General features: G+C 63.3%; 10 protein-coding genes. 9 read left to right on the forward strand and 1 reads right to left on the reverse strand.

The features are described from left to right. Positions 1–5: 5 nt before the first annotated feature. Positions 6–7,241, reverse strand: coding sequence for a hypothetical protein (locus AC5QPF_RS16035; RefSeq protein WP_494958827.1), 7,236 nt, complete (start codon positions 7,239–7,241; stop codon positions 6–8). Positions 7,242–7,425: 184 nt separating this feature from the next. On the opposite strand from AC5QPF_RS16035, the gene AC5QPF_RS16040 reads away from it, so the two are divergent. The 9 genes from AC5QPF_RS16040 to AC5QPF_RS16080 all read left to right on the forward strand — a co-directional run bounded on the left by AC5QPF_RS16040 (position 7,426) and on the right by AC5QPF_RS16080 (position 16,635). Beyond that, entirely contained in the window at positions 7,426–8,016 is a 591-nt protein-coding gene (locus tag AC5QPF_RS16040) for a DUF3238 domain-containing protein (protein WP_494958828.1), read from the forward strand. 326 nt (positions 8,017–8,342) lie between these two features. Continuing rightward, complete coding sequence (locus tag AC5QPF_RS16045) at positions 8,343–9,593, forward strand: glycosyltransferase family protein (protein ID WP_494958829.1); 1,251 nt, start codon at positions 8,343–8,345, stop codon at positions 9,591–9,593. A 41-nt stretch (positions 9,594–9,634) separates the two neighbouring features. Next, positions 9,635–10,396, forward strand: a complete 762-nt coding sequence (locus tag AC5QPF_RS16050; protein ID WP_494958830.1) for a glycosyltransferase — start codon at positions 9,635–9,637, stop codon at positions 10,394–10,396. Then, positions 10,393–11,364, forward strand: a complete 972-nt coding sequence (locus AC5QPF_RS16055; protein ID WP_494958831.1) for a hypothetical protein — start codon at positions 10,393–10,395, stop codon at positions 11,362–11,364. Before AC5QPF_RS16050 ends, AC5QPF_RS16055 begins: the two co-directional genes overlap by 4 nt. Before the next feature lie 179 nt (positions 11,365–11,543). Beyond that, positions 11,544–13,160, forward strand: coding sequence for a glycosyltransferase family 39 protein (locus AC5QPF_RS16060; protein WP_494958832.1), 1,617 nt, complete (start codon positions 11,544–11,546; stop codon positions 13,158–13,160). A 138-nt stretch (positions 13,161–13,298) separates the two neighbouring features. Beyond that, positions 13,299–14,636 carry a nucleotide sugar dehydrogenase gene (locus AC5QPF_RS16065; RefSeq protein WP_494958833.1) on the forward strand — a complete coding sequence of 446 codons (1,338 nt, stop codon included), beginning with the start codon at positions 13,299–13,301 and terminating at the stop codon, positions 14,634–14,636. Continuing rightward, positions 14,624–15,598, forward strand: coding sequence for an NAD-dependent epimerase/dehydratase family protein (locus AC5QPF_RS16070; protein WP_494958834.1), 975 nt, complete (start codon positions 14,624–14,626; stop codon positions 15,596–15,598). The genes AC5QPF_RS16065 and AC5QPF_RS16070 overlap by 13 nt, the downstream gene beginning before the upstream one ends. A 33-nt stretch (positions 15,599–15,631) precedes the next feature. Continuing rightward, on the forward strand, positions 15,632–16,363 hold the full coding sequence (locus tag AC5QPF_RS16075; RefSeq protein WP_494958835.1) for a glycosyltransferase: 732 nt from the start codon (positions 15,632–15,634) through the stop codon (positions 16,361–16,363). Continuing rightward, positions 16,360–16,635, forward strand: a complete 276-nt coding sequence (locus AC5QPF_RS16080) for a lipid-A-disaccharide synthase N-terminal domain-containing protein (RefSeq protein ID WP_494958836.1) — start codon at positions 16,360–16,362, stop codon at positions 16,633–16,635. The genes AC5QPF_RS16075 and AC5QPF_RS16080 overlap by 4 nt, the downstream gene beginning before the upstream one ends. Positions 16,636–16,638 lie beyond the last annotated feature (3 nt).

Raw genomic sequence — 16,638 nt, forward strand, 5'->3', positions numbered from 1 at the left:
GCTCCCTACCTCCCCTGTCCTTCGATCAGCTTCCTGGCCTTTTCAAGGCTCTCGGACCGCACCTGGCTTTCGCTTTCGCTCGTAACTTCCTTGCGTCCCCCCGTCATCCGATAGCGCACCTGCCCCCCGGCGCTCACCGTGAAGAACCGCGAAATCCGAATGCTGACCCGGAAGCTTCCGGTGGCATCGATATCGCCGTTGTCCTGGTAACTCAGGCGCAAGGTCACCGACAGGTAGGCGCTGGCGATCCGCAGCACATCGACCACGCCGGTGATGACCACCACCATCGACACCGTCAGCCCGCCTCCCGGCCGGCCGATCAGCTTGCGGTAGGTCAGCGCGACGTTGAGCGAGATCGCCACCGTCCCCGACACCCCGCAGAACGAGAACCCCAGCGAACCCGAACCGCCCGCCGCCGCGTCCACCACCACCGCCAGTTCGTTGTTGAACGGCCGGTAGTTGAGGTCGACGGTGAGCCAGCCGCTGCCGCCGACGATAAACACCGAGAACAGGAACGGCAGGTTGGCACGGGCCAGGGCGAAGCTGTTGCTGATGAGGAAGTCGGGATAGGCCAGCAGACGGAAGGCGTTGCTGATCTGGATGTTCTGCACGCCGCTGGTGCCGAACATCATGCCCATGGGCGGCAGCGCGAACAGATGCTCGACCCCGATGGGGATGCCGTTGTCCTTGATGATCTTCAACCCGCCGATCTCGTCGCCGAAGATCGACTGGAAGGTGTTCTGGATGAACTGGAAGCTGGGGTTGAGACGGATCTTGCGCGGATCGAAGTCGACCTTGAGGCCGCTGTTGCGATCGAACCGCACGGCCACCTGGCTCAGGGTGACCATGGATGTTCCCGCAACCACCGCATCGAAGTCGGTCAGCAGCGTCGCCGTGCCGGTCTGCGCCACCTCGGCGCTGTCCTTCGACGCGTCCAGGCGCACCACCGCCGTGATCCTCGCGTTCATCAAGTCCAGGGTCACCGGCCCGACACTGAACAGCGAGCGACGCTCGGGCAATGGCAGGTCGACATCGACCTGGACCCAGGCCCGCAGGTTCTTCTTGTCGAACTCGTGGGTGACGCGGATCGCGTCCTTGGCGGCGGCTGGCAGCTTGTAGCCGGGCAGCAGCTTGCGCAGGTCGAGGCCGGCGAGGTTCTGCAGGATCTTGCCGATGTCCTGCTGCGACAGGTCGCCGGGAATCAGCCGGTCGGCGAGCCCGTTGATGTCCATGTCCAGGCCCAGCGCCTTGAGGTCGTCCCCCAGGCGACCGAACCAGGCCTGGATCGGCGCCATGTCCACCCGATCCTCGGCCCAGCCGAAGAAGTACGGCGAGGTCAGGCGCGAGAAGTCCAGGTTCGGCAGGTCCGGCGTGGAGCCGAAGGCGGCCATGGCCCGCAGGATATTGTTGGGGGCTGCCAGCAGGCCGCCTTCGCCGATGCGGCCGACGGCGTCGACCACGCGTTCGCCATAGCCTTCGACCAGGTTGCGGGTGGTGGCGAGGTCGTTGCAGAAATTGCGCACGTCCTGCTCGAAGGACTTCAGCTTCGGCAACAGTTCCTTGTAGCGCTGTGCGTCACCCAGCCAGGTGTCGAGTTCGGCGAGCACCTCCGTCTGGTACTTGTCCAGGCGGTCATTGAGCGGCTTCAGCATGGCCTCGGCGTTCCGCATCAATTCATTGCGCAATCCTCCGAGCCCGCCGGAAACGGCTCGGCAGGTTTTCCCGATCTCGTCGTTGAGTCCGCTCAGCAGCGTCGCGCCAGCGTCCAGCCCACTGATCAGCTCATCGGTGCACGCATTGATCAGGTCGATGACCGCTTGACGGCGTCTTTCCACGGCCTGCCCGGTGTCGAACACCACCGTTCCCACCCGCTCTACCGCCAGGCGCAGTGCCGGCAGGTTGCACAGGCTTTCCACCAACTGCTGGACCACCTTATCACCGGCCAGCATGCCCTCCACAGTCTTGACCTTGCCAAGGGTGTCATCGATCACTTCATCGAGCGCTTCATGCAGCGGTGTGCTCTGCTGCTCAAGCCATTTTTCGGCGGCATCCAGGGCCGCTCTGGCTTGTTCGAACAGGTAGCCAGCCCACAGCTCTGGCTGAGGGAGCACCTTGAGCAGCTTCTCGATCTCGTCTGTAACGGGCACCGACAGGGAAGCAAGCGACGCGTTGAATGCCTGGAGCAGTTCTTCCTCCAGGTCGGCGACTTCTGCCTTCAGATAAGCGCCCAACGCCTCGGTGTTTTCTTCCAGAGTGTCATGGGTGGTTTTCAGAAGAGCGGCCAGTTGGCCCAACTGTTCCAGCAGACGTTGGCCCGAAGCTGCGCCCTTGTCGAATTGCACCCTTGCCTTGATCAGGGCATCACCCATCGACTCCAGCGTGCTGCGTATCTTCTTGATTACTTCGCTGCGCTCAGGTTTGTCGATCTTCTTCAGAACGGCCTCGACCTTGCTCAGGTAATCCTGCACCGCAGCCTCGCAAGGCAACGCTTTGTCCATGCTTGCCAGAACCCGGTCCAGGAGTTGCAACTGCGTTGCCCCCTTCAACGCCTGTTCGATGGCCCAGGCAGCGACTGTACCGATACCCTGGGTCAGATCGTCGATCTCCACGGACAGACGCTGACGGGCACTGCGCACTTGCCCCGCTACGGCCTGACTAAGGCGTGCCAGGGCGTGTTCAATCTGTTGCTGCAGGTCTTGCACCCGACTGGCAGACCACGGTTTGGTGTGATCGACCAGCTTCTCCATGGCGTCCAGTTCGGCACGCGCCCGGGCAATCACGTCATGGGCCGCCGCGACCGCCCCGTCGGCCGTCAGGCGGGTGATTTCGATGCCCCGCCGCAACTTGCCCAGTTCTGCCGAAGTCGACTCGAACAGGGGCAACAGCAATTTGTGCAATTGGCTCGACAGGTAGGTCTTGAAATCGTCGGCCTGGCCGAATTGGGCTGGGAGCGGTGTCGACAGCGTACGGATCGTGTCCTGCCGCCAGGCATCCAGTTCTTGCACCATGGCCATGCGCCTGGCGACGATGGCACTACCAAGGTTCTTCTGCAGCGCCTCGCATGACGCAGGCAACGTCGCGATTCGCTTGTCGAAGTCGTCGAGCTGAGTCTCCAGCGGTTTTAGAAAGCTATTGCAGCTCTCTGCCAGCGCCTCGGCATGTCCCTGGATACCCGCGTCGGCGATGAGCTTCGACCTTTGCGCCTTACCCAATGCACCAAGGCGTGCCTTCACATCCGCAAGTTCATCTGCATTGACAGGCAGCGTGGTCGGCAGCGTGATGACACTCGCCAGACCGCTCGTCAACGCCTCCAGTGGCCCCGAAACCACGGTGCCCGTGCTGAGGAAACCATCGAACAATGGGGTCGGCCGCTCGGTCTTTACCAGGGCGGCAGGTAGCATATCCACCAGATTCAGTGCCGAATCGGCATCCAGCTTCTTCGGCGGATCCTGCCGCCCCGCACGCATGAAGGTCAGCGTTTCCAATCCCACGTACACCGGCTTGTCGGCCCTCCCGGCATTGACCCGTGTGCGTTGCGCCGCCGGCGCCAGACGCCAGGTGAACCGGGCGAAGCCTGGAGGCACCGTGGCAGTCGTCGCCGAGTCTTTCGTATGTTTGGGCGGTGGCAGGTCGGTGTAGTCGATGTCCCGTCGTACGCTCCAGGCATTGGTGTCGTCGGTCTGCTCCAGGCTGGTGTCGGCGAAGAAGTACAGGTTGTCGGGATCGAGGCATCCCTGGGCCACCAATGGGTCGTCGCCGTCGCCCTCGGCGGATGTGACGAAGGCAACGTCCGGCATCCCGTAGACCTGCGGCCGCTGCCGGGCGGCATGGCGGTTCCACAGGGGGATGCTCCAGCCCACGGTGCCGATGTCCTCCGCCCAGAAGCTGTCTACCGGGATGATCCGCTTGTTGAAGCGCAAGGCGCGCAGGAAGCAACTGGTATGCACCGGCGCCGTGGGCATGTCCGGGTAGTGCCGTTCCGGTTCGAGGATCTCGATGTATTCGCTGACCTTGCGCAGCACCGGGCGGCGGGTCCGGGTGCCCAGGCCGCCTTCCGGGGTGAACTGCGCCGACGGATTGACCGTGCGCTCGTACACCACCACATGCTTGGCGCGGTGCCAGAACGCTCCGATGCGGCCCAGTACCTCGACTTTCTGGCGCTGGACGAAGCCGCCGCGGGTCTCGCTGATGATCGATACCCGGTTGTTGTTGAACTTCACCGTCTGGTCGGCATCGCCGCCCAGCGGCGACAAGGCGATGTTCTCGATCGAACCGCCGCTGGCCCGCGGCTGGGCCAGGACCATGCGCAGCACGTTGGCCGACTCGATCGGCCACAAGGCGCCCCCGGACAGGCCCGCCGGGTGCAGGCGCGGGGACAGGCCGGGCACCTCCTGGGTTGGCAGTCCTGGTTCCTTGCCCTTCTCGACAGGCGCTTCCAGCGCCGCCACCGCCGGCCGGTGCAGCGCCGTGGAGCGCAAGGCGAAACGTGCACCATCACTGAAACGCACCGGGGCGAACTGCATCCGCTGCGAGGGATCGTCCGCCCACAATTCGAGGCGCTGCGGACGGGTCAGCATGGCCTGGTGCAGCTTGTTCCAGCGCTCTTCCTTGCGGTCCTCGTCCGGCGGCACGGGACGCCCGGTCAGCGCCTCGATTTCGGCGACGCGGGTGCGTCGGGCGGTACCTTGCTCCAGCTTCGGGGTCACGCCAAAGGACAGGCCATAGACGAACTCGCCACTGAGCGAGTCCAGCGCGCACCCCAGGCCCAGCTCGCCACGCTGGCGGAACAGATCGCCAGCGGCCCATTCCGGAAGCACGTAGTTGCGCTCGACATCGGAGGGCTGGACCCACAGGTGGGCGGCGGGCGTCAGGCGAAACTCGACGGCGCGGCGGTAGGACGGGTTGGTCTCCTGGTCCCAGTGCGTATCGATCGGGCGGACGAACCCCTCGGCCCGGTACTCTTTCTCGACGTCGGCGTCCTGCAATTCGAGCCGCCGCGGCTTGTCCATGCTTTCGCCAATCACCTGCGCTGGCAGCACATAGTGATACAGCCCGCTGGTTTGCTTGAACTTCCAGCCACGCTCGTCGCTGTCGTAGCTGGCGATGATTGCATCGGACTCGCTGCCGAGCATGTCCAGCGGGGTGGAGTAGAAACGCTGGAAGGTGAAGGGTTGCTCGCCGATCAGCAGGCTCTTCTGGGTATCCGCGCTGCTCTGGACGTCTTCCTCCAGCGTGGCCAGCAAGCGCCATTGACGATCGTCACGGACCTCCTCGGTGCACTTGAGCCAGTACTGGCCGGTGCCCCCTGTCGTCTCCGGCTCCTGGTACAGCAAGGGTTGCGCGCGACCAGTGCGGTCGCCGCGCAGGACGTCCACCGCCACGGGGGCTACACTGGTCACAGACAGATCCAGCCCCACCGTGATACCAAGCATCGCCGAGGTGCCGAGGACGCCTGGGTCACCCCGCAGGCGCAGATGAATCCATGCCGAATTGACGAAAACGGGGTTGCCGTGCGTCAGCTCCAGGCCGCCCAGTTGGGCGCTGACGGGTAACTTGCCGGCAGGTTTGTCGGTCTGGACCAGGCTCAGGCGTATGCCCTGGAGTACCTTTTGCTTATCTTCTGCCTGGTGGACCAGATAGCATCCCGCAGGCGTCGGCTGCCGATGCAGCGAGGGCCAGCTGACCTGCAAGGGGATGCGCGCCTGCTTCGCGGCCTGTACACGGTCATTGAAGATGCTCGTATCGTCAGGATTCGCCAGCATCGCCGACCAGGTCCACGCCTTGCCGTCGAGCTCCAGCCTGCCGGCGCAAAGCGATCCATTGCGCCGGCCCGCGAACAGCCCGAAATGTATTGCCGCACTGCCTGCCTCGGTTGCGACAGAGAAGCTGGGCAGACTCGACTGGGGCTGGTCCGGCGCCAGTTGGTGCAACGCCAAGCGTGCACTGTCCATGGAGGCACCGGCTGCCCGGACCAGTGTCAGCAGATCGGCACCCTTCCCGTTCGGGTCGAAGCTGGCGCCGGACTGCGCGAGTTTGTTGCCGGTGTAGGTGGTGATGCCGCCAATGGTGACCTGCAGCGAGGTAGCGTGCTGATCGCTCCAGACGTCGCTGACCACTCCGCTCAGCACCGCAGTGATATGCAACTGTTCGGCAAACGTGAGCCAGATGCCGTCCATGCCGGCCGCGCGCAATTGGATACTTTTGTTCGCTACCACGCGAATGTCCGACGAGTCGGCAGAGCCCGATGAGACGGTGGTAGCATTCAGGGCAAAGCGCTGTTCGATACGAAAGCCGGGGCCATCCTTCTCGCTGGAGGCAGCGAAGGTGACACTGGGCGCCGGCAACAGGATGTTCACCCGGTCGAGCAGAACCTCGAATGAATCCGGCTTGGCGGTTTGTGTGCGAAAACCCAGCGTCGGCAGCAGATCACCCAGAATCGACTCGCGCGTGGCCCAGAAACCTGCCGTGTCGAGCTTCACGCACCTGCCAGCGTTATCGCTCCAGGGGTACCGGGCGAAGCCGAAGCGGCCAACGGCCTTCATCGAAGGTGCCTGCAGCTTGCTGAAATCGATGTTGCCGGTCGAGCGGTCCTGTCGACCGAACACCATATTGTCCAGGGACAGGGGTTGTGCAGTTGCGGTGAACTGAGAGGTGGCGCGCCGCGCGGGATACAACGCCGAGAACGCGACAAACGCCCGCTTTGCCTTGAACTGCTCTGCATCCAGCGACGCCAGTAGCGGCAGCGCCAAATCGAAGCGAAGCAGTGTGTCCTGGTCCTGCCCCACCAGGACCCGGCTGGCGTATTGCCCTGCCCCGGCTTTCGGAAAATGCTCGCGAACCACAGGGACTCTCAAGTCCAGTTCCTGGTGGAAGCCTCCATTACTGTCCTTGCTCACCGCATACTGCTCGAACACCTGCACGCCTTCGAACGCCAGCACCACGCCTCGCTTGTCGAAGCGCCAGGTGAGGATCCTGTTGGCGGCGCCCGAAAGCTTCTTCCCGGCATCTTCCTGCTGGTCTGGCACGGTCGGGATCCCGGCCAGCGGATCGCTGAGCTCCAGCTGCGGACTCCATTCTTTCCTGGGCACCCAGCGCGCGCACCCCACCATTTCCTTCTTCGCTGCATCAAGCAGGTAATGGATCTCGACCACACCTTCGACGGTCCGCTCGGGCGTGGCCGACTTCAGCGGCGGCCATGCAAATTTACCGAAACAACGAAATGCCAGAAATCGGTCAGCCATCGTCCACCTCCCTGTGAGATCGGAAGTTGCAATTCATCGCCTTATCTGGATGCGCCAACCGACTGCCAAGAGCAGACGCTGCATTAATAGCAATATGCTAGTCGTCGTTTTCCCTTGTGCTACTCGAGCAAACTGTTTTTTTCTGGCTACCGTTGCTGAAGTACAACTTGAAAGGAACATCGCCATGGCCAACAACGTCTCTGTCAAACTAACCATCGGTATTCCCAGCGAAGCAGTCTATTACCTTACTTACACCTACAACGGCGGCACCAAGTGCAGCCCGAGTGCGACACTGGACCTCGACCAGACGGGCGCGGCGTCGTTGAAACTGCCCGCGCTGGCATGGGGCACCACCCGTGAATACGCCAACGCCGATGCCTCGGCCATCCCCGGCAAGCCGGACTGGTTCCGCGCCCTGCGCCCAGGCGCGCAACCCACCGGCACGGCCACCCTGGCGCGCACGACGGACAATCTCAACGTGGTGTGGACAGCCATGGAAGGTGCCAGCCATGCCATGAAATTCACCGTGGACGGCGGCAACCCGATGATGACCTTCGCCCCGCACATCGATGCCACGATCACCGTGGGCCTGCGCAAGGTCGCCGGTGGCATACAGTTCCGTGTCGATGGCATGCATGACGGTTTTCCCAACTACACCCTGCAGATCAATAACAAGACGGTCTACGAGTGGGATGCGGTAAAACAAGGCGAAGATCCATCCGCCCTGGCAGGGACCGGCGATCAGGATATAAAGATTTCCTGGACATCGCTGTAGACACCAACGTGTACGTGTTGACTTGTTTGTACAGGTTTGTACCTCGCAATAGTCGGGGTGCAAACTAATTTCGATTGGAACTTCAATTGCGGTTTTATTTCACTGCCGTGCAATTTCAACTCGCTACCTGTCCTTGAGTGCGCCCTCGCGACCATCAATCCGAAAAGGCCAGACAATCGCGGCCTGTTCAAGGCTTTGCCCACTCCCCTCCTGTTCTTTACTCACCCCTTACCAAAGGCTGACAGAGCGCTCTGTCCTGGACTGCTAACCTTGGCAAATTAATTACCTAGCTAAGTATCTAATTGCCATCACTGCTCCCTTACCTCATGACTACTGATAGATGCCATCCTTGGAAAACCCGGGCCCGCCAACTTGATGCCTACCGCTGGGCATTGCTGCGGGAAAAACATGGGCTGATCGGTTCGACCGTCCGGGTCGTGCGCGACACCTCCTTCGATCTCATGCTTGGCGTTGGCGCCCGTCTGCGGGCCCGCCGGGCCACTAGCAGTCCCGCCGAACGCATCCTGGTCCTGCATGGTTCACCAAGACTGCTCGCCCAGCGGCGCAAGACCGGGCTGGTCGATTCGCTTCGCCGTCTGGGGCATCAGGTCGTCGAAGCCGCTATCGAACCACTGGGTGTCGCGGTCCGCCGCAATTACCTCTACCGTCCTGCCGCCAGGGTACCCCTGCGCTACTACGCCCACGCCGCCTACGCCGAGTGGCTGGCCCGCCAGCACAATCCGGGACTGATCCTGAACGAACGGCATGGCAGCCTGGTCATCCCCTTCCTGCGCCTGGCGCTCAATGCCCAGGGCAAATCCCTGGCGCAGTTGTCCCATGCCACCTCGGTTGACCCTTCACGGCGCCTGAGCATGACCGACTACGACTACTACTTTCTCTTCGGCCAGAGTTCGTTGGAGGCCTTGCGTCGCCGGGCGCTACGCTTCGGCTCGACCCAGACGGTCCTCACCGGCTCCTATCTGGTCGACCAGCAGTACGCACTGCCCGCAGCGAAAAACGAACTGCGCATCCTGGTCCTGGGCGTCGGCCCGGACAAAGAAGCCCGCGCCGGCTATCAACGCACCTACGCCCTGATTCGCGAGTGGGCTGCCCGGCACCCGCAGGTGCCGGTCACCTTCAAGGCCCACCCGCGTAGCCATATGGCTTTTTGGCAAGAAGCCGCAGCCAGCCATCCGAACATTCATCTGGAGATGCCGGATGCCTCGTTGGCCAGTGCGCTGCAGCAGAGCTCGGTGGTGCTCAACATCATGTCGAATGCCGCTCTGGAGGCGACTCTGGCGAATCGTCCAGTGGTGTATGTCAATGCCAGCGACGATCCCGACATTCTCGAACAGGCACGCTTCTTCGGTGCCTGCGTCACCGATCCGGACATGCTGCAAGCGCGTCTCGACTGGCTGTCGCGCAACTACCAGGTGGCCGTGAACAACGCCCGGGCCTTCGCCGATTACCACCTGGCCCATGGTATTCAGGGCCAGAGCAAGACCGCTGAAGCCATCGACCGCCTCGTTCGTCACCAACCCCTGGCGGCCGTCGAGCTGGCGGGAACGATCGGCTGATTCGCACCTGCCTGGCAGCTTCGCCCCCATCGGAAATACTCATGATCGCGAAAAAAATCCACTATTGCTGGTTCGGCGGCAAGCCGATGCCATTGCTGGCCCGCCGCTGCCTGGCGTCCTGGGCCTGGCACCTGCCGGACTACGAACTGGTGCGCTGGGACGAGTCCAATGTCGATGTCTATGCGCACACGTTCACCGCCGCTGCACACAACGCCGGTCGCTACGCCTTCGTCGCCGACTACGTGCGCATGCAGGTGCTTGCTCGGGAGGGCGGGATCTACCTGGACACCGATGTCGAGGTGCTCGCCCCGTTCGACCACCTGCTCGACAACGATTTCTTCATTGGTCTGGAGTGGGACGACCGCGTCGGCACCTCGGTGATCGGTGCAACACCCGGTCACTGGCTGCCCAAGGCCATGCTCGCCTGGTACAACCGTGTGCGCTTCGATACCGCGCGCCTGCCTGAGCTGGTGAACGTCAATGAAGTCAGCCGTCTGCTCAGCGTCAAGGGTTTCGGCGCATCCCCCCAGGAGCAACTGATCGGCTGGGACCGTGTCTTTCCCGTCGGTGTGTTCGCCGACCCGCACCGCCAGGCGGCTGCCGGCGTGCATCCGGTCGCACGGCACCTCTATGCGGGAAGCTGGCGCAACCGCAACCACAAGGGCGTGCTCAGCCGAACCTGGCGCGCGCTGCGCAAGGCGCCTGGCAACGCCGGACACTGCGTACAACTGTGCCGCTACAGCGTCGCGCAGCAGTGGCGCCAGGCATGGGCCACCACCACAGACAAAGAGACAGGACAATGAAAGCAGTGTTTGCAGCGGGTAGCGCAAACGTCGGCGACGAGCTCAACGAATGGATCTGGCCGGCCCTGCTGGGGGATATCCAGCGGGACAAGGTCGCGATGCTCGGCATTGGCACCTTGCTCAACACGCATTTCTGCCGCCGCCTCGAGGACGCCGAGCAGATCATGGTCCTGGGCACCGGAGCCGGCTATGGCACGCCTCCCGTGCTCGACCGGCGCTGGCGCGTCCATGCCGTACGCGGCTTGCGTACGGCACGGGCGCTGGGGCTGGATGCGGACCGTGCGGTAGCGGATGCCGCCTATCTCTTGGCCAGCCTTGACTGGCGTGGCGCGGCCCAGACACATGGCGAAGTGGTGGTGGTACCGCACCATCGTTCCCTGCGGTACCTGGATTGGCAAGGCGTGTGCGAGCGGGCCGGTGTGCGTTTGCTGTCGCCGTTGCTGCCGGCGGCTGAGTTCATGCAGGCCCTGGCCGGCGCGCGGTTGGTGCTGAGCGAAGCCATGCATGGGGCGATCCTGGCGGATATCGTCCGGGTGCCTTGGCAAGGCTTTGGTTTCGGCGGCCAGTTCAACACCGAAAAATGGCTGGACTGGGCAGAAATGTTCGGCCTCGAGCTGGATCTCCGCCAGTTGCCGGGTTTCTACGACCCGGCCCGCTTCAGCGAAGGTCGGCCCCTGCGTTACCACCTGGGCAAGGTGATCAAGGTGCAGGCCTGCCGGCTCGGACTGGGTCGTCGCAAATGGCAGCGCATGACCCTGCCGTCGTTCCGGGTGGACAAAGCGCAGGCCAGGTTGACCCGGCAATTACAGGAAATGGCCACATTGCCAGGCATGCTCAGTGCAAACGTCATCCTGCAGCAGCGGGTCGCGCAGCTCTACGAGCGGGTCGATCAGTTGCGCGCTGAGCTGCAAGCAGGTGTAGGGCCTCGGTTGCTGGGTGATGGTGTGGCCTTCCTGCGGGCCCGTTAAGCCAGATCCGAGAAAACTTTTGTTAAACAGTTCCTTGGCATTTCATCGGAGATCGCGACAACACACTGGCGAGCACACCAACGCTGTCTACTCTCTGGCGCGCTGAAGCTATCCGGTCCTCATGGAGTCGAGGACCGCCCCCATTGCCCTGACCGAGTATTCACGCCAAGGAGGCATGTGTGCGCTTGCACCCATCTTCGGTTCTTCTGCTGCTCTGCTGGGCAGTCCTCAGTGCCGTCTCGATCTGGTCCCGCCCGCTGTTGCCGATCGATGAAACCCGCTATGCCAATGTCGCCTGGGAGATGTATTCCAGCGGCGACTGGCTGGTGCCTCGGGTGCATGGCGAACCCTACAGCCACAAGCCGCCCCTTCTGTTCTGGCTGATCAGCCTCGGTTGGACCCTGCTGGGTGAATACCCCTGGGTCGCCAGGCTGGTCGGTGCGCTCATCGTTCTTGCCGACCTGTTTCTCCTCGCGGCTGTCGCCCGCCGGCTCTGGCCCGACGATGCACGCACCGCAACCCTGGCGCCATGGGTGTTCTATTCGAGCCTGGCAGTGGCCCTGTTCAGCACCACGCTGATGTTCGACCTGCTGATGACAAGTGCGGTGCTGCTCGCCGTGCTGGGCCTGCTTGAAAGCCGCGAGCGCCGGCGCGGCTGGCTGCTTTTCGCCCTTGGCATGGGTCTTGGTCTGCTGGCCAAGGGGCCGGCGGTGTTTCTCTACCTGCTCCCGGTCGCCCTCGCCGCCCCTTGGTGGCGAGCCTCCAGGGCGGGCAACGGGTACGGATACCTGTTCGTGAGCCTGCTGCTGGGCGTCGCCCTGGCCCTGTGCTGGGCGATCCCCGCAGTGCTGCGTGGCGGCGAGACGTACCGCGACATGCTGCTTTGGGGCCAGACCGCCGGACGCATGACCAGCGCCTTCGCCCACGACAGGCCGTGGTGGTGGTACCTGCCGTTGCTGCCGCTGTTGCTGTTGCCCTGGACGCTGTGGCCGGCGCTCTGGCGGGCCCTATACGGCCTGTTGCGCCAGGCCGCAGGCGCGGAACGCTTCTGTCTGGTCTGGCTGGGGGCTGGTCTGCTGGGCTTTTCCCTGGTCAGCGGCAAGCAGGTGCATTACCTGCTGCCGCTGTTGCCCGCCTGGGCCCTGCTTGCGTCCCGGGCGATCGGCCAGTTGCCCGTGGCCCGTCCGGGGCGTGCCACGTGTGCATTGCTGGCACTGCCGTGGCTGCTGACAGGCCTGGTACTGGCCATCTGGCCGTTGCTTGGCGACAGGCCCCAGATCCCGGGATGGCTGCAACAACTTTCGCCATGGGCGGGCGGCGCGCTGGTGCTGCTGGTACTGATCTGGATCGTGCCGGTGCGCCGCTCATCCACGGCACTGGGGCTCGCGACCTTGCCACTGGCGTTCCTCATGCTGTTGCACATCGTCGTGCTCAGACCCATCGCGCCGGGCTTCGCCTTGCGCCCGCTGCATCACACACTCACCGAAGCCCAGCTCGATGGCCGGCCCGTCGCCCTGGCCGCGCATTTCCGCGACCAGTACCCCTTCTCCCTGCCCTTGGCACGACCTGTAACGTTGCTTGGTGAGGGCGAGGAAATCACTTGGGCACAACGCCATCCCGAAGGACTGGTGGTCATCAACCACAAACGCCTGGACAGCGCCCAGAAACAGGCCGCCCAGGGCTATCAGGCCATGCGCTCCGGCTACAGCGTGATCTGGTTGGCCAGTGCGTTGCAGGACCGCCCCGGACTGCTGCTGGGCGAGCTGCCCGTGGAGGCTTCGAGTGCCCCTGAATGAAAGCTCGGGCGTGCCGCAGACATGTAACAAACCTTAAACAAAACCGTGACATTTTCTCTGCTTGCTCACCACGGATCGGTGAACAAGCACGCCGTTCGCGGCTTCGACTATTTTCCGGTTCTGAGATGGAGCAAAGGGATGAAGGTGACGGTTTTCGGTACCGGCTACGTGGGACTGACCCAGGCGGCCTGCCTGGCCCAGATGGGACACTCGGTGTTGTGCATGGACGTCGACGCCGAACGGGTCGCCGCCTTGAACCAGGGGCATTGCCCCCTTTTCGAACCAGGACTGACCACATTACTGGAGCAGAATCTGGCGGCTGGGCGGCTGCAATTCACCACCGATGCGGCCCTGGCCAGCCACTACGCCAGGCTGCTGTTCATCGCCGTGGGTACGCCGCCACAGCCTGATGGCAGTGCCGACCTGAGTCAGGTCTTCGCCGTGGTCGACAGCATTCTCGAACACAGCGACGCGCCCAAGGTGATCGTCAACAAGTCCACCTCGCCGGTGGGTACGGTCGACCGGATCCGCGCACGGATCGCCCAGGCGGTGGCGAACGCCGACGACTATGGGGTGATCAGCAACCCGGAGTTCCTCAAGGAAGGCTCGGCGGTCGACGACTGCATGCGCCCTGAGCGCATCATCATCGGTGGCGCCAGCCCGGCCGAAGCGGATCTGCTGCGCGAGCTCTACCTGCCGTTCAGCCGCAACCGGGAAAAACTCATGGTCATGGACGCACGCAGTGCAGAACTGACCAAGTACGCCGCCAACTGCATGCTGGCGACGAAGATTTCCTTCATCAACGAGATCGCCAACCTCGCCGAACACCTTGGGGCCGATATCGAGATGGTTCGCCGCGGTATCGGCTCGGACCCGCGCATTGGCTACGACTTCATCTATGCCGGCTGCGGCTTTGGTGGCTCCTGCTTCCCCAAGGACCTGCAGGCACTGCGCAAGTCCGCCGAAGCCGAAGGCTTCGATGCACGCCTGCTGAGTGCGGTGGAGTCGGTGAACGACCAGCAGAAGCATCGCCTTTTCGGCAAGATCCAGCGGCACTACCCCACGGGGCTGCGTGGCAAGGTCTTCGCACTTTGGGGATTGTCATTCAAACCCAACACCAACGATATCCGCGAAGCCTCCAGCCGCGTGCTTCTCGAAGCGCTGTGGACGGCCGGAGCGCGGGTGCAGGCCCATGACCCCAAGGCCATGGAGGATATCCAGCGTCACTACGGCCAACGTGCCGACCTGCACCTGGTGCCGAGCAAGGAAGAAGCGTTGCAAGGCGCCGACGCGCTGATCATCGTCACCGAATGGCAGGACTACCGCGTGCTCAACCTTGACCAGGTACCGCGCTTGCTGGCGGACCGGGTGGTGTTCGATGGGCGCAACCTGTTCGAGCCCGAGCACATGGCCGCCGCCGGCCTGACGTACTACGGGATCGGCCGTGGCCAGGTGCAGCCGCCATGCCCGTGCTGATCACCGGCGCCGCCGGCTTCATCGGCTTCCACCTGGCTCGCCGCCTGTGTCAAGAAGGGATCGAGGTGGTCGGTATCGACAACCTCAATCCCTACTACAGCGTCGAACTCAAGCAGGCCCGCCTGCACCAGTTGCAGCAGTGGCCGAACTTTCGTTTCCAGCATCTGGATATCGCTGATGCCGACGCACTCCTGAGCCTGTTCGCCGCACACGATTTCAGCGAAGTGATCCACCTGGCGGCCCAGGCCGGGGTGCGTTATTCCCTGGAGAATCCTGGCGTCTACGGCCAGGCCAATCTGGTCGGTTTCCTCAACATCCTCGAGGCCTGCCGCCAGTGCCGCCCCGCCCACCTGATCTATGCTTCGAGCAGTTCGGTCTACGGCGCCAACGCCAAGCTGCCGTTCAGCATCGAGGATCCGGTCGAGCAGCCCGTTTCCTTATATGCCGCGAGCAAGCGCGCCAACGAGCTGATGGCCCACAGCTACGCGCACCTGTACCAGCTTCCGGTCACGGGGCTGCGCTTCTTCACCGTCTATGGCCCCTGGGGGCGTCCGGACATGGCGCTGTTCAAATTCACCCGGGCAATGCTCGAAGGCCAGCCTATCGAGGTTTACAACCACGGTCTGATGGGCCGCGACTTCACCTATATCGACGACATCGTCGAGAGCATCCACCGCCTGCGCGGCAAACCACCCCGGCTCGCCGAGGGGCAACCGCCCTGCCAACTGTTCAACATCGGCCGTGGCCAACCGGTGCGCCTGCTGCATTTCGTCGAGTGCCTTGAAGACGCCCTGGGCATTCAGGCGCAACGCCAGTACCTGCCTCTGCAGGCGGGCGATGTGCTGGAAACCTGGGCCGACATTTCTGCGTTGCAGCACTGGATCGACTACACGCCAAGTGTCTCGATCGAACAGGGTGTACGCCATTTCGTTGACTGGTACCGGGATTTCTACCGGGTCTGAACCAGCCACCACAACAAGAATCCAGGTAGGACCATGAACCACCCGATCGATGTTTCCGTACTGATCCCGGCCAAGAACGAGGCCGACAACCTGCCGTCGCTGCTCAGCGAAATCCGCGTCGCGCTGGCTGCAGAAAACTATGAAGTGCTGGTGGTCGACGACGGCAGCACCGACCAGACCCTGGCTGTGTTGCAACGCCTGCGCGCCGAAGGCTTCAGCCAGTTGCGCATCCTTCACCACGAACGCTCCCTGGGCCAGAGCACCTCGGTGTGGCATGCCGCTCAGGCTGCGCGCGGGCGCTGGCTGGCGACCCTGGACGGCGACGGGCAGAACGATCCGGCCGACATTCCCGGCATGCTCGAGCTGGTGCGCAATGCGCAAGGTATCCAACTGGTGGCCGGCCATCGCATCAATCGCCGCGACACCGCCAGCAAGCGCTGGGCCTCGCGCTTCGCCAACGGCCTGCGCAGCCGCCTGCTCAAGGACGCCACCCCGGACACCGGCTGCGGCCTGAAGCTGGTGGAACGCGCAGCCTTCCTGCACTTGCCCTACTTCGACCACATGCACCGCTTTATCCCGGCGCTGATCCTGCGCCACAACGGTCGCATGCTGGTCCACCCGGTCAACCATCGTCCACGCCATGCCGGTACCTCCAAGTACGGCAACCTCGACCGCGCCCTGGTTGGCATCCTCGACCTGTTCGGCGTCTGGTGGCTGATCCGCCGCACCCGTCTCGACACCCGCCCGCAGGAGCTCGAAGGATGACCCGGGAAACCTTCTGGTTGATCATCGGCTTTGCCGGACAAACCGTATTCACCGGGCGCTTCGTCCTGCAATGGCTGTACAGCGAATTCAAGCGCCGCAGCATCATTCCCGTCGGTTTCTGGTACCTGAGCATGCTCGGCAGCGCCTTGTTGCTGGCTTACGCCATCTACCGCGAGGATCCAGTGTTCATCATCGGCCAGTCCTTCGGCTTTCTCGTCTACCTGCGCAACCTGCAACTGATCTCCCGCAACAGCAAAGAACAGAAGGAATAGCCC

Source organism: Pseudomonas sp. Con_6 (assembly GCF_059379395.1).